Annotated in this window: 15 protein-coding genes; 6 read left to right on the top strand and 9 right to left on the bottom strand. The window is 57.9% G+C overall.

The window, feature by feature from the left end; genetic code table 11:
* Nucleotides 1–26: 26 nt before the first annotated feature.
* Nucleotides 27–1,271, top strand: a complete 1,245-nt coding sequence (gene mtr, locus HV355_RS08410; protein ID WP_108416133.1) for a tryptophan permease — start codon at nt 27–29, stop codon at nt 1,269–1,271.
* Nucleotides 1,272–1,357: 86 nt separating this feature from the next.
* Here the strand turns inward: mtr and HV355_RS08405 are convergent, their stop codons facing one another.
* The 3 genes from HV355_RS08405 to HV355_RS08395 all read right to left on the bottom strand — a co-directional run bounded on the left by HV355_RS08405 (nt 1,358) and on the right by HV355_RS08395 (nt 4,325).
* Nucleotides 1,358–2,365 (bottom strand): luciferase-like monooxygenase, encoded by a 1,008-nt coding sequence (locus HV355_RS08405; RefSeq protein ID WP_182401616.1) that lies wholly within the window; start codon nt 2,363–2,365, stop codon nt 1,358–1,360.
* Nucleotides 2,366–2,443: 78 nt separating this feature from the next.
* Nucleotides 2,444–3,322 carry a U32 family peptidase gene (locus HV355_RS08400; protein ID WP_042715089.1) on the bottom strand — a complete coding sequence of 293 codons (879 nt, stop codon included), beginning with the start codon at nt 3,320–3,322 and terminating at the stop codon, nt 2,444–2,446.
* 7 nt (nt 3,323–3,329) lie between these two features.
* Nucleotides 3,330–4,325, bottom strand: coding sequence for a peptidase U32 family protein (locus tag HV355_RS08395; RefSeq protein WP_174340076.1), 996 nt, complete (start codon nt 4,323–4,325; stop codon nt 3,330–3,332).
* Nucleotides 4,326–4,545: 220 nt separating this feature from the next.
* Between HV355_RS08395 and HV355_RS08390 the strand changes: the two genes are divergently transcribed.
* Both HV355_RS08390 and HV355_RS08385 read left to right on the top strand, forming a co-directional pair.
* The gene (locus tag HV355_RS08390) at nt 4,546–5,070 is read left to right on the top strand and encodes an SCP2 domain-containing protein (RefSeq protein WP_042715095.1); all 525 of its coding nucleotides are present in this window, start codon (nt 4,546–4,548) and stop codon (nt 5,068–5,070) included.
* Nucleotides 5,064–5,567: an N-acetyltransferase gene (locus HV355_RS08385; RefSeq protein ID WP_010435964.1), complete on the top strand. Its 504-nt coding sequence runs from the start codon at nt 5,064–5,066 to the stop codon at nt 5,565–5,567. Before HV355_RS08390 ends, HV355_RS08385 begins: the two co-directional genes overlap by 7 nt.
* Here the strand turns inward: HV355_RS08385 and HV355_RS08380 are convergent.
* A complete protein-coding gene (locus tag HV355_RS08380) occupies nt 5,554–5,883 on the bottom strand; it encodes a GIY-YIG nuclease family protein (RefSeq protein ID WP_174340077.1) in 330 nt (109 codons plus the stop codon). The genes HV355_RS08385 and HV355_RS08380 overlap by 14 nt on opposite strands.
* A gap of 14 nt (nt 5,884–5,897) precedes the next feature.
* Between HV355_RS08380 and HV355_RS08375 the strand changes: the two genes are divergently transcribed.
* A complete protein-coding gene (locus HV355_RS08375) occupies nt 5,898–6,332 on the top strand; it encodes a YhbP family protein (protein ID WP_126815480.1) in 435 nt (144 codons plus the stop codon).
* On the opposite strand, the gene HV355_RS08370 is transcribed toward HV355_RS08375, so the two are convergent.
* Nucleotides 6,312–6,830, bottom strand: a complete 519-nt coding sequence (locus tag HV355_RS08370) for a type 1 glutamine amidotransferase domain-containing protein (RefSeq protein ID WP_048981198.1) — start codon at nt 6,828–6,830, stop codon at nt 6,312–6,314. The genes HV355_RS08375 and HV355_RS08370 overlap by 21 nt on opposite strands.
* A 253-nt stretch (nt 6,831–7,083) precedes the next feature.
* Here HV355_RS08370 and HV355_RS08365 point away from each other — a divergent pair, with 253 nt between their 5' ends.
* A complete protein-coding gene (locus HV355_RS08365) occupies nt 7,084–7,728 on the top strand; it encodes an NAD(P)H-binding protein (protein WP_182401614.1) in 645 nt (214 codons plus the stop codon).
* Nucleotides 7,729–7,768: 40 nt separating this feature from the next.
* Complete coding sequence (locus tag HV355_RS08360; protein WP_010435957.1) at nt 7,769–8,806, top strand: permease; 1,038 nt, start codon at nt 7,769–7,771, stop codon at nt 8,804–8,806.
* A gap of 49 nt (nt 8,807–8,855) precedes the next feature.
* Here HV355_RS08360 and dolP read toward each other — a convergent pair whose 3' ends face one another.
* The 4 genes from dolP to HV355_RS08340 are packed head-to-tail and all read right to left on the bottom strand — an operon-like array spanning nt 8,856 to nt 12,546.
* Complete coding sequence (gene dolP / locus HV355_RS08355; protein ID WP_089599837.1) at nt 8,856–9,431, bottom strand: division/outer membrane stress-associated lipid-binding lipoprotein; 576 nt, start codon at nt 9,429–9,431, stop codon at nt 8,856–8,858.
* A gap of 9 nt (nt 9,432–9,440) precedes the next feature.
* Nucleotides 9,441–10,031, bottom strand: coding sequence for a DnaA initiator-associating protein DiaA (gene diaA, locus HV355_RS08350; protein WP_003861754.1), 591 nt, complete (start codon nt 10,029–10,031; stop codon nt 9,441–9,443).
* Nucleotides 10,032–10,051: 20 nt separating this feature from the next.
* Nucleotides 10,052–10,447 carry a YraN family protein gene (locus tag HV355_RS08345; protein WP_042717561.1) on the bottom strand — a complete coding sequence of 132 codons (396 nt, stop codon included), beginning with the start codon at nt 10,445–10,447 and terminating at the stop codon, nt 10,052–10,054.
* Nucleotides 10,405–12,546 (bottom strand): penicillin-binding protein activator, encoded by a 2,142-nt coding sequence (locus HV355_RS08340; protein ID WP_182401612.1) that lies wholly within the window; start codon nt 12,544–12,546, stop codon nt 10,405–10,407. The genes HV355_RS08345 and HV355_RS08340 overlap by 43 nt, the downstream gene beginning before the upstream one ends.
* Nucleotides 12,547–12,597: the final 51 nt, after the last annotated feature.

The raw sequence follows: 12,597 nt of genomic DNA, 5'->3' as shown, positions 1-12,597 counted from the left end.
ACATTTTTGACTGGAGTAATGGCTGTATGGCGACACTAACCACCACCCAAACGTCACCCTCGCTGCTTGGCGGCGTGGTGATCATCGGCGGTACCATCATTGGTGCTGGGATGTTCTCCCTGCCAGTGGTCATGTCCGGTGCGTGGTTCTTCTGGTCGCTGGCGGCGCTGGTGTTCACCTGGTTCTGTATGCTCCACTCCGGGCTGATGATCCTTGAAGCCAACCTCAACTACCGCATTGGCTCCAGCTTCGACACCATCACCAAAGATCTGCTGGGCAAAGGCTGGAACCTGGTGAACGGGCTGTCCATCGCGTTTGTGCTCTACATCCTGACCTATGCGTATATCTCCGCGAGCGGCTCGATTCTGCACCACACTTTTGCTGAGATGTCGCTGAACGTTCCGGCGCGTCTGGCGGGGCTCTGCTTTGCACTGGGCGTGGCGTTTATCGTCTGGATGAGTACCAGGGCGGTGAGCCGCATGACGGCGATCGTGTTGGGCGCTAAGGTCATCACCTTCTTCCTGACCTTCGGCAGCCTGCTGGGGCACGTGACGCCCGCCACGCTGTTTAACGTCGCCGAAGTGAACACCTCCTACACGCCGTACCTGCTGATGACGCTGCCGTTCTGTCTGGCGTCGTTCGGCTACCACGGCAACGTGCCGAGCCTGATGAAGTACTACGGCAAAGATCCGCGCACCATTGTGAAGTGTCTGGTCTACGGTACGCTGCTGGCGCTTGGGCTGTACGTGATTTGGCTGCTGGGGACGATGGGCAACATCCCACGTCCAGAATTTATCGGCATTGCGCAGAAGGGCGGTAACATCGACGTGCTGGTGCAGGCCCTGAGCGGCGTGCTGAACAGCCGCAGTCTGGATCTGCTGCTGGTGGTCTTCTCTAACTTTGCGGTGGCGAGTTCATTCCTCGGCGTGACCCTGGGGCTGTTTGACTACCTGGCGGATCTGTTTGGCTTTGATGATTCTGCGATGGGGCGCTTCAAAACCGCGCTGCTGACCTTCCTGCCGCCGATTGTGGGTGGTCTGCTGTGGCCGAACGGCTTCCTGTACGCCATCGGTTATGCCGGCCTGGCGGCAACCATCTGGGCGGCGATTGTACCGGCGCTGCTGGCGCGTAAATCACGTAAACGCTTCGGCAGCCCGAAATTCCGCGTCTGGGGCGGCAAGCCGATGATTGCGCTGATTCTGGTGTTTGGTGTTGGTAACGCGCTGGTACACGTGCTGTCGAGTTTTAACCTGTTGCCTGTTTACCAGTGAGTCTTTTGTGCCGGATGGCGGCTACGCCTTATCCGGCCTACGCGATCCCGTAGGCCCGGTAAGCGAAGCGCCACCGGGCAAAAAGGCTACCCCACCAACTCTTCTTTCACCTGCATCGCCAGTTCAAACGAATGCAATCGCGCCTGATGATCGAAAATCTGGCCGTTAACCATAATTTCATCCGCCTGCGTTTCGCGCAGCACCGCGTCCAGCCCGTGACGCACTTTCGCTTTATCACCCACCAGCGACATGCTCAGCGCCTGCTGAACGCCATACTGTTCTGAGGCTGACCACAGCTGATGCATATTCTCCACCGGCGGCGGCAGCTGGCCCGTCTCACCGCGACGCAGCTTCACAAATGCCTGCTGCATGGAGGTAAACAGGAATTCCGCGTCGCGATTGCTGTCGGCGGCAATGATGCTGATACAGACCATCGCGTACGGCTTCTCCAGACGCTCGGACGGTTTGAAGTTCGTGCGGTAAAGATGCAACGCCTGATGCAGCATATCCGGTGCGAAGTGCGAGGCGAAGGCAAACGGCAGCCCAAGCTGCGCGGCGAGCTGAGCGCTATACAGGCTTGATCCCAACAACCAAACCGGGATCTTCTCACCGTAGCCCGGGACCGGGCGCACGTGCGGGTTAGGATCGCGCGCGTCGAACCAGTCCACCAGTTCGGCCACGTCGCGCGGGAAGTTGTCGATATCGCCGCTCATATGGCGGCGCAGGGCGCGCATGGTCGGCTGGTCGCTGCCCGGCGCACGACCAAGGCCCAAATCAATACGCCCCGGATAGAGAGAGTTCAGGGTGCCAAACTGCTCGGCAATCACCAGCGGGGCGTGGTTTGGCAGCATCACGCCGCCGGAGCCCAGGTGCAGGGTAGTGGTATTGGCTGCCAGATAGCCAATCAGTACCGAGGTGGCGGCGCTGGCGATGCCCACCATGTTGTGGTGCTCGGCCAGCCAGTAGCGGTGATAGCCACGCTTTTCGGCCAGTTGAGCGAGATCGAGAGAGTGCGAAAAGGCTTCTCGAGCCGAGGAACCCTGAGGGATCGGCGCCAGATCCAGCACCGAAAACGGAATGGTTTTGTCAGTCATAACAGCTCACTTTGTCGACGGTGAATCTTTAATACTGCATTAAAAAATGATAACCGTTGTTAACAAAGTGAGCCTTTTTTACGCCTGAAGTTCCAGCCCGGCGAGACGTTTCCAGTAACCGTTGCAGTCGCTGTTTGCCGTCAGTGGCAGCGGAGCGGCGCCGTTTTCATTGGCGCGGAAGGCATCCAGCATCGCGAACACGCCGGTATCCAGCGGCGACAAACGCACCATATCCACCAGCCCGTCCATCGACGCCAGCTCGTTGCCGAGGTTATAGACATAGCCGCTCATGGTCTGAATGCCGTTGAGGACAAACACCTGTTGATTTTCCTGCGACAGCATGCTGCGACCGTTCGGGTACTTGATGCAGCAGGTTTCGCATTCGTCTTTCGGGCGGTCTTCCGAGCGCGCGGTAAAGCAGCGGGCGGAGTAGGCCAGCGGCAGATGCCCGTAGCTCAGCACTTCCACTTCAAACTGATTGCGAATGCCCAGCTCGTCGCACTGATTCAGCAGGTTTGCCAGCCAGTCGCGGGAGAGTTCAACCGGCATGCACCAGCGCGTCATCCCCTGCTTAAGCAGCAGGCGCAGGGTCACGGCGTTATAGCAGTTCAGGGCATGGCCCGCGACAAACGGCAGCTTGCGTTCAGCGCACATGTTCACCACGCCGAGATCGCTCGCTTCCAGCAGGAATTCGCCGTTCTCGACATAGCGCTTAAGCTCGCCCAGTTCGGAAGACGCCTGCACCAGCGCAAGCGTCGAGAGCACCACCTGCTTGCCGCTTCCGGCCAGGCTTTTCGCCATATCCAGCCAGTCGCCCACTTTGGTGGCACGGCGCTTGCTGCACACCGCTTCGCCGAGGTAAATCACATCGGCGCTGCTGGCGGCGGCCTGTTGGTAAAAATCTTCCAGCGTCTCTTTTGACCAGTAGTAGAGCACCGGTCCTAATGAATATTTCATGGTTATCTCACTGCCATTTACGGTGATACGCGCCAAGGGTGGTTTGCGTGCCTTCGGACATCGAACCGAGCGTCTCCATCCAGGCCGCCTGCGGAGCGTAGCTCTGCGGGTCCGCCATGCAGCGGTCGATGGCCTGACGCCATACTTTCGCCACCTGGCTCACGTAGGCCGGGCTGCGTTGGCGACCCTCGATTTTCACCGAGGCAATATTGGCCGCCAGCAGTTCCGGCAGCAGTTCCAGCGTGTTGAGGCTGGTTGGCTCCTCCAGCGCGTGGTAGCGCTCGCCGTCGACCAGGTAACGGCCTTTGCATAGGGTTGGATAACCGGCGTTTTCACCGTCCTGATAGCGGTCAATCAGCACCTCATTCAGGCGAGACTCCAGCCCCTGAGGGGTCTGCTGCCAGCGAACAAAGCGGGCAGGGGAGCAGGCTCCGACGGTATTCGGCGATTCACCGGTTAAATAAGAGGAGAGATAGCAGCGGCCTTCGGCCATGATGCACAGGCTGCCAAAGGCAAAAACTTCCAGCGGCACTGGCGTGACGCGCGCGAGTTGCTTAACCTGATGAATAGAGAGCACGCGCGGCAGAACCACGCGGGCCACGTCGAAGTTTTGATGATAAAAACGCACGGCTTCTTCGTTGGTGGCGGATGCCTGAACAGAGACGTGGCGCTCAATATGCGGATAGCGTTCTGCTGCATACTCAAGCATGGCAAGGTCGGCCAGGATCAGTGCATCCGCACCCAGCTGTGCCGCCATGTCCACCGCGCGCTGCCAGCGGGCGTAGCCATCAGGATGGGCAAAGGTGTTGATGGCAATGTGCAGTTTGCGGCGGTGCTGATGAACGAAGTTAACGGCTTCCTGAAGCTTTTTCTCCGTAAAGTTGAGGCCAGCAAAATGGCGGGCGTTGGTATCATCCTTTAGCCCGATATAGACCGCATCGGCCCCATTTTCGATGGCCGCCTTAAGCGCCGGAAGGTTTCCGGCAGGGCAGAGCAGCTCCATAATTTATCCTGATGTTCTCGATCGCAGGGATCGCAAAATTGTTAACGAGCTGGGATTTTAATTAACCCACAGGCGACAATTTTTGATTTAAGGCAGCTAATGGCGTATTGATGACACCAATAATGAGGTAAGCCGGACGACGGTTTGTTGATTTACGCCGCTATGTTCCGGAATGGATGTGGCAAAATAGCGGGATTACAGATATCAGGGAGTAAAGCTCGTGCTGGAGAAACTGCGTTCACGTCTCGTACAATTGGGTCCATCTATGCTGAGCGTGCCGGTCAAGCTGGCACCGTTCGCGCTTAAGCGCCAGGTGCTGGAGCAGGTCCTGAGCTGGCAGTTCCGCCAGGCACTGCAGGACGGCGAGCTGGAGTTCCTGGAAGGCCGCTGGCTGAGCATTGAGGTACGCGACATCGGGCTGCGCTGGTTTACCTCCGTAGAGAACGGCCAGCTGATCGTGCGCGAATCCGCAGAGGCGGACGTGAGCTTTAGCGCTGATGCCAGCGATCTGCTGATGATTGCCGCACGTAAGCAGGATCCGGATACGCTCTTCTTCCAGCGTCGTCTGGTGATTGAAGGCGATACGGAACTTGGCCTGTACGTGAAGAATTTAATGGATGCCATTGAGCTGGAGCAGATGCCGAAAGCGCTGCGCGTGATGTTGATGCAAATGGCAGATTTTGTTGAGGCCGGGCTGAAAACCCCGCCGGACGGTAAACACACTTCAGTAGGTGAGCCATGCTGATTCGAGTCGAAATTGGGATTGATGCACCGGGTATCGATGCGTTATTGCGCCGCTCTTTTGAGAGCGATGCGGAAGCTCAACTGGTCCACGATCTCCGTGAAGACGGCCTGATCACGCTGGGTCTGGTTGCTACCGATGATGAAGGTCAGGTTGTCGGCTATGTCGCCTTCAGCCCGGTCATCGTTCAGGGCGACGATCTTCAGTGGGTAGGAATGGCACCGCTGGCGGTAGATGAAAACTATCGCGGGCAAGGTCTGGCGCGCCAGCTGGTCTATGAAGGGCTGGACTCGCTGAATGAGTTTGGCTATGCCGCCGTGGTCACGCTGGGCGATCCGGCGTTCTATGGTCGATTAGGCTTCGAGCAGGCCGCACATTACGACCTGCGATGCCGCTGGCCGGGTACGGAATCCGCTTTCCAGGTGCACCGTCTGGCGGACGACGCCCTCAACGGCGTCAATGGCCTGGTGGACTACCACGATCATTTCAATCGCTTTTAATCAGGCTCTCGCGTAGCGCCTCAAAGGAGCCGTCTCCGGTGACGAGGCGCTCCTTCTGGCACTTCGTGAGCTGCTTGATGCGGTATTCCAGCCTGAGCGCCAGCGATCTGTCGCCCACTGCGGCTGAAAATGCCAGCTGCAGTTCCCCTTTCCCCCGCAGCGCCTTTGCACCTTTCCCCGTTTGATGTTGTAAAAAACGCCGCGCCACATCGGTGGTGATCCCGGTGTAGAGTGCGTTATCAGCGGTTCGGACAAGATAGAGAAACCAGCACACGGTAAACAGATTCAGTATGTTAAGGTAAACGCACCATAGCATGAGAGAGAACGAAAATGGAAACACTGGCCGCCATTAACCGCTGGCTGGCGAAGCAGCATGTTGTCACCTGGTGCGTCTGTGACGAGGGTGAGATGTGGTGCGCAAATGCGTTTTACTACTACGACCCTGAGCGCGTGGCGTTTTATGTCATGAGTGAAGACAACACGCGTCATGCGCAGATGACCGGACAGCAGGCAAAGGTGGCGGGCACGGTAAACGGCCAGCCGAAAACGGTCGCGCTGATCCGCGGCGTGCAGTTCAAAGGTGAAATTCGTCGGCTGGATGGAGAAGAGAGCGACGCGCATCGTAGGCACTACACGCGCCGCTTTCCTGTTGCCGCTGCGCTAAAAGCCCCGGTGTGGGAAATCCGCCTCGATGAGCTGAAATTTACCGACAACACCCTGGGCTTTGGCAAGAAGCTGCACTGGCTACGCGCCGAGCAGGCGTAGCGCTTCGCGGTTAAACGCCGGGAGATCGTCCGGGGTTCGGCTGGTGATCAGCTGGTCTTTGTCGTTGACCACCTCCTGATCGTAGAACTCAGCGCCTGCGTTTTTCAGATCGATAACGATCGGCTTCACGGCGGTAAGCTTACGCCCGCGCACGACTTCGGCGCTGATCAGCAGCTGTGGGCCGTGGCAGATAGCAAATACCGGCTTACCGGTGCTCACAAAGTCACGGGTGAAGGTGACGAAGCGCTCATCTCCGCGCAGGGAATCCGGTGAATGGCCGCCGGGTAACAGCAGGGCGTCAAAATCTGAGGGGCTAACGTTATCGATAGACTCATCAATCGTCACCGTGGCCTCGCCCTTATGGCCTGTCACCGTTTTGCCCGCCTCTTTCTCAATGGTGATGACCTCATGTCCCGCCTTGCGGAACGCCTCTGCAGGAGAGGTGAATTCTGAATCTTCAAACTCGTCGGTAATCAAGACTGCGATTTTCTTGCCCATGCTTCCTCCGTTGTTTTGGGTTCAGACTGATTTTTCTCCGCTTGTGGTAAATACTTACCTGTAACAGACTTCTATACCCGTCATACTTCAAGTTGCATGTGCGTTGGCTGCACTCGTTCACCCCAGTCACTTACTTATGTAAGCTCCTGGGGATTCACTCCCTTGCCGCCTTCCTGCAACTCGAATTATTTAGGGTATAAGTGTGGTCGACCACGCTGAGTTCGCAAACGGACAATTCTGTAAAGGGGATACGATGAGTCAGGTACTGATTACGGGCGCCACCGGGCTGGTGGGGGATCATCTGCTGCGGTTGCTGATTCAGGATCGCCGCGTGAACTACATTGCAGCGCCTACGCGTCGGCCGCTGGCGGACGTCTCCGGCGTATTTAACCCGCACGATCCGCAGCTGACGGACGCGCTTGCGCAGGTCCAGGATCCCATTGATATCGCCTTTTGTTGTCTGGGTACCACGCTGCGTGAGGCGGGCAGCAAAGAGGCATTTATCCATGCCGACTATACGCTGGTGGTGGACACGGCGCTCACGGCGAAAAAACTGGGGGCCAAACATTTTCTGGTGGTCAGCGCGCTGGGCGCCAATGCCGGATCGCCATTCTTCTACAACAAGGTGAAGGGCAAGATGGAGGATGCGCTGATTGCGCAGAAATGGGAGCAGCTGACGATTGTGCGCCCCTCGATGCTCAGCGGCCACAGGGACGAACGCCGGTTTAACGAGTCGATATTGGCCCCGCTGTTTACGATCCTTCCCGGCAACTGGAAATCTATCGAGGCGCGGGACGTCGCCCTTGCGATGCTAAAAGAGGGGCTGGCACCGTTGAAAGTCGGGGTCAACATTATCCCTTCGGCAAAACTGCGTGAAATCGCCCAGGACGAGGCGTAAACTCCCCCGGCTAATAACCTAATACTCTCCGGGGAATGCTATGACTGGTCAGTCTTCATCTCAGGCGGCAACACCTGTTCAATGGTGGAAGCCCGCACTTTTCTTTCTCGTGGTCATTGTTGGCCTCTGGTATGTGAAATGGCAGCCGTACTACGGCAAAGCCTTCACCGCCGCCGAAACGCACAGCATCGGTAAATCTATTCTCGCTCAGGCTGATTCCAGCCCGCTTCAGGCGGCGTGGGATTACGCCATGGTCTACTTCCTTGCCGTCTGGAAAGCCGCTGTACTGGGCGTGATTCTGGGCTCGCTGATACAGGTGCTCATCCCGCGTAACTGGCTGGTGAAAACACTCGGCCAGCCGCGTTTTCAGGGCACGCTGCTGGGGACGATTTTCTCCCTGCCGGGCATGATGTGCTCCTGCTGCGCCGCACCGGTTGCGGCGGGTATGCGTCGTCAGCGCGTGTCGATGGGCGGCGCGCTGGCGTTCTGGATGGGTAACCCGCTGCTCAACCCGGCAACGCTTGTCTTTATGGGCTTTGTGCTTGGGTGGCATTTTGCTGCGATCCGCCTGGTTGCCGGGCTGGCGACGGTGCTGGTGGTGGCGACGCTGGTGCAAAAACTGGTGAAGGACAACGCGCCTGAGACCGCTGCCGTTGAGCTGGACATCAGCGAGCCGCAGGGTGGTTTTTTTGCTCGCTGGGGTATCGCGCTGTGGCAGCTTTTCTGGAGCACCATCCCGGTTTATATCCTGGCGGTGCTGGTATTGGGGGCGGCGCGCGTCTGGCTCTTCCCGCATGCGGATGGCGCTATCGACAACACGCTGATGTGGGTCATTGCGATGGCCGTTGCAGGCTGCCTCTTCGTGATCCCAACGGCGGCGGAAATTCCGATTGTTCAGACCATGATGCTGGCGGGCATGGGGACCGCCCCGGCGCTGGCGCTGCTGATTACGCTGCCGGCGATCAGCCTGCCGTCGCTTATCATGCTGCGTAAGTCATTCCCCGCGAAAGCGCTGTGGTTGACGGCGGGGCTGGTGGCGTTGAGTGGGGTGATTGTGGGCAGTATTGCGTTGATGTAAAAAAAGCCCGGTGGCGCTGGCGCTTACCGGGCTTACAGTCAGGTGTGAATTACTTGATATAAGTAAACGCGGTGGTGACGTGCTTCACGCCGCTCACCCGGCTGGCGATATCCGCCGCCGCTTTCCCTTCACGCTCAGTCACCAGACCCAGCAGGAACACTTCGCCGTTCTCGGTGGTCACTTTCACGTTTGACGATTTCACCTGGTCCGAGCCCAGGAGCTGAGAGCGCACTTTGGTGGTGATCCAGGTATCGGAAGACGCATCGCCCAAACCAATTGGCTGGCCCTGGCGCACTTCATTGAACACCTCTGTTGTCCCTTCTACACCCATCGCGATCTGTTTAGCGCGGGAGGCTAATTCGGTATTAGGCGCCTGGCCTGCCAGCAGCACTTTGCCCTGATAAGCCGTTACGTTAATACGCGCTTCTTTCTTGATTTGTTCGTCTTTCGACAGCGCACTGTTGACGCGCAGCTCCAGCGTACCGTCATCAACCTGCGTCCCGACAGAACGCGGATCGGTCGCCGCTTTGGTGCCGACAGCTGCGGTACCGACAACAGCAGCGGCAATACATCCCTGAAGTAGAAGTGCAGACATAAGGACTGCAAGGGTCGATAAAGCCTTCATTAGAACTCCTTAATCATCCTGGTGAGGGAAAAGCGTGTTATCGATCAGATCGCATAAGCAGTTCACCGTGAGCATGTGCATCTCCTGAATACGCGCGCTACGATGAGACGGAATGCGAATTTCCACATCCTGCGGCCCCAGTAAACCTGCCAGCTCGCCGCCGTCATAGCCGGTCAGCGCAACGATAGTCATATCGCGGGTGACCGCCGCTTCAACGGCTTTAACGATATCCCGGCTGTTACCGCGCGTGGAGATGGCCAGCAGCACGTCCCCGGCATGGCCTAAGGCCCGCACCTGCTTCGCGTAAATCTCGTCATGCAGACGATCGTTAGCAATCGCTGTTAAGACCACATTATCGGTATTAAGTGCAATGGCAGGTAAACTCGGGCGTTCTGTTTCAAAACGATTGATCATGCTGGCAGCAAAATGCTGTGCGTTGGCGGCTGAAGTGCCATTGCCACAACAGAGGATTTTGTTGCCGTTCAGAAGAGATTGTACCAGCGTCATGGCTGCGCGGGAGATCGCGTCCGGGAGGGCTTCCGCCGCGGCAATCTGTGTTTGAATGCTTTCTGTGAAGCACACTTTAATTCTTTCGAGCACGTTATCCCTTTAAATCTCAATTATGCGTCTTCGCCAAAAGCGTTTTTAAGCCATTCGATCTCATTTCCGGTGAAGGCTATCACATCGAACCGGCAATCCACAGTATCAAAGCTCCCATTATGGCGGGCAAGCCACAAGTGGGCAGTCTGTAATAATTTATGTTGTTTGGCGAGCGTCACGCTGGCGGCAGCACCGCCAAAACGGGAGGACTGTCGAAAACGCACTTCTACAAACACGGTGACCTGACCGTCTTTCATGATCAGGTCGATTTCGCCGCCGCGCCCGCGGACGTTGGCGGCGATAAAACGCAGTCCTTTGCCTTCAAGCCAGCGACGCGCTTTTAACTCCCACGCATCGCCGGTCGCTTTGCGGCTTAACTGGCCGGGACGATCTGCCCCTGCTGGTATTTGAGCCATGATAACTTCCTGTTAATCACACAATCCTGAGTAGCGGTCAGATCGCCCGTGTTGCCGTTGAGCTCGAAGCCCGGCACCTGACGCATCTGGGTGAAGTGGTTTGCCAGCGCCCACGCATCCACGCCCATGGCGTACAGACGTGCCAGCGAGTAGTCGTTACGTACCGAGCTGAGCGCCTGCTGCATCAGCGGCGGGTTGCTGCCCGCGAGCATTGGGATTTCGCTGTACTGCAGGCCGTCCATTTCCAGACGGAAATCCGGGCCTGCGGTGCCCTGCGCGCTGCGCGAGCTGGCGTAGAGGGTTGCGCCGCTCTGGCTGCCGTTGCGCATCGCAATCATCGGCTTGATGAAAGCAATCTCTTCCGGCGTCGCGACAATGTAGGCCGCATCCACTTTGCCGCCACCGCTGATTTGAGCGTCGGTAGGAGGAGCCGGAATGGTCAGGCCGCCGATGGTCACGCTCTGCTGCTGCGGCAGGCTGGAGCTGACCGGGCTGCCGTTAAGGGCGATACCTGCGCCGCCGTTGACGCCAGCGCGCAGTTCTGAGGCGGAACCGAATTTCTGTTGCAACACCACGCCACCGCCGATCTTCTGCCACTCATCGGCAAAGGCATTGGCGACGCGATCGCCCAACGCGCTGCGCGGGATCAGCAGCAGCGGCGCCTGTTTACCCTGTTCGTGAATATGACGCGCCGCGTCGCGGGCTTCATCTTCTGGCGAGAGAGCAAAGTAGCAGATGTTGGCGCGGTTCTGCACGTTCTCTGGCTGGTTAAGCGCCAGCACGTTCAGCGTGGTGTTGCTCTTTATCAGCGTATCCACGTCGTTTTTCAGCAGGGGACCGACAACGATGCTCGCGCCATCTTTTTGCACCTGCGCCAGCACTTGATCGAGCGGCTGAGCGGTGGTGTCGTAGATTTTCAGCTCAGCACTCGGGTTGGCGCTGGTGGTTGCCACGGCCTGAGGCTGCGTGGCAGGTTGCTGTTCTGCTGGCGCGGCTTGCGGTTGTGGCTGTTCAGCCGTCACGGGAGCCTGAGTTTCCGCAGGAGCCTGTACTGCTTCAGGTGCAGGCGTTGCGGCTGGTGGCGTCGTCGGCGCGGTGACCGGGTTCTGCATTGTCCCCTGCGCTGGCGCTTGTGCTGCAGTCAGGTCGCTGGTTTCAGCGGCAGAAGGGCTGACAACGTCGTTCACGTTGGCTGCCTGTGCGGACTGAGCCGGTACGGCACTACCGCTTACGGCAGTCGTCCCGTTTTTCGCCGCTTCAAAGCCTTGCTGAATGGTGCGACCAAAGACCGCCGCCTGGCCATTCAACGGCAGAAGCAGCGCGATTTTGCTGGTCGAGGCTGGCTTAAAGTTCTGCACATTCACCAGCTGCGTCGGCAACATTTTCGCGCCCGGGTTTTGCGGGTAGCGGGTTTGCCAGTCGGTAATACCTGCTTTCAACATCGTTGGGTCGCTGCGGTTGTTAAACCACATCTGCTGCAGATCCAGCCAGCCCTGCAAAACATTTTCGTCGGCGTTAATAACCAGCGTTTGCGCCTGTTCCTGGGTCATGGAGGCGAGCGCCTGCCATGTTGCATCGATATTTTTCTGTTTATCCGCACCGGCGAGCAGCGGCTCCTGGGCGATAAGCGCGCGCAGCAGCGTCAGGGAAGGGCGCCCCTGCTCAGCGGTAATTCCCGCCTGCCAGAAGCGCGCCTGCTGGTTTTTGTCCAGCGCACCGACGTCGATGTCTCCAAGGATTTTCTTCGCAGCCGCATAATCTTTCTGCGCCACCTTCAGTTCAGCAGAGAGCAGACCCTGCTCGCGGCGCTGATCGTCGTTAAGATCCTGCGGTAGCTGATTGAACAGTTCGGCTGCCTGCTGGGTTTTACCCTCTTTCAGCAGTGCACGAATGGCGAGTAATTGCCAGTTGGTCTTGGTATCATTTGAGCTCTGCGACATTTGTTGCAGATAAAAGCCAGAATCAGCCTGAGCGGATCCCTGCATATGGGCAGCGGTCTGATCGGGTGCCTGGGTGCCACAGCCTGCAAAGATCAGGGCTGCGAGCAGAAGCGGCACGCTGCGCGTGGCTTTTTTTCGAAGAAACGTTAACGGTACCATACTGTATCCAGTGATTTTTTTTACGCAATGCTCAATATTAAATCGGCAATA

It is taken from the genome of Enterobacter sp. RHBSTW-01064 (assembly GCF_014103035.1).
Lineage (GTDB): Bacteria > Pseudomonadota > Gammaproteobacteria > Enterobacterales > Enterobacteriaceae > Enterobacter > Enterobacter mori.
This window is presented reverse-complemented; position numbering and strand designations above follow the sequence as displayed.

Coding starts and splice junctions, on each gene's coding strand:
- dolP (WP_089599837.1), bottom strand. CDS start 9,431: ATGAAGGCTTTATCGACCCTTGCAGTCCTTATGTCTGCACTTCTACTT.
- HV355_RS08400 (WP_042715089.1), bottom strand. CDS start 3,322: ATGAAATATTCATTAGGACCGGTGCTCTACTACTGGTCAAAAGAGACG.
- HV355_RS08405 (WP_182401616.1), bottom strand. CDS start 2,365: ATGACTGACAAAACCATTCCGTTTTCGGTGCTGGATCTGGCGCCGATC.
- HV355_RS08375 (WP_126815480.1), top strand. CDS start 5,898: ATGGAAACACTGGCCGCCATTAACCGCTGGCTGGCGAAGCAGCATGTT.
- mtr (WP_108416133.1), top strand. CDS start 27: ATGGCGACACTAACCACCACCCAAACGTCACCCTCGCTGCTTGGCGGC.
- HV355_RS08380 (WP_174340077.1), bottom strand. CDS start 5,883: ATGCTATGGTGCGTTTACCTTAACATACTGAATCTGTTTACCGTGTGC.
- HV355_RS08340 (WP_182401612.1), bottom strand. CDS start 12,546: ATGGTACCGTTAACGTTTCTTCGAAAAAAAGCCACGCGCAGCGTGCCG.
- HV355_RS08345 (WP_042717561.1), bottom strand. CDS start 10,447: ATGGCTCAAATACCAGCAGGGGCAGATCGTCCCGGCCAGTTAAGCCGC.
- HV355_RS08360 (WP_010435957.1), top strand. CDS start 7,769: ATGACTGGTCAGTCTTCATCTCAGGCGGCAACACCTGTTCAATGGTGG.
- HV355_RS08370 (WP_048981198.1), bottom strand. CDS start 6,830: ATGGGCAAGAAAATCGCAGTCTTGATTACCGACGAGTTTGAAGATTCA.
- HV355_RS08385 (WP_010435964.1), top strand. CDS start 5,064: ATGCTGATTCGAGTCGAAATTGGGATTGATGCACCGGGTATCGATGCG.
- HV355_RS08365 (WP_182401614.1), top strand. CDS start 7,084: ATGAGTCAGGTACTGATTACGGGCGCCACCGGGCTGGTGGGGGATCAT.
- HV355_RS08395 (WP_174340076.1), bottom strand. CDS start 4,325: ATGGAGCTGCTCTGCCCTGCCGGAAACCTTCCGGCGCTTAAGGCGGCC.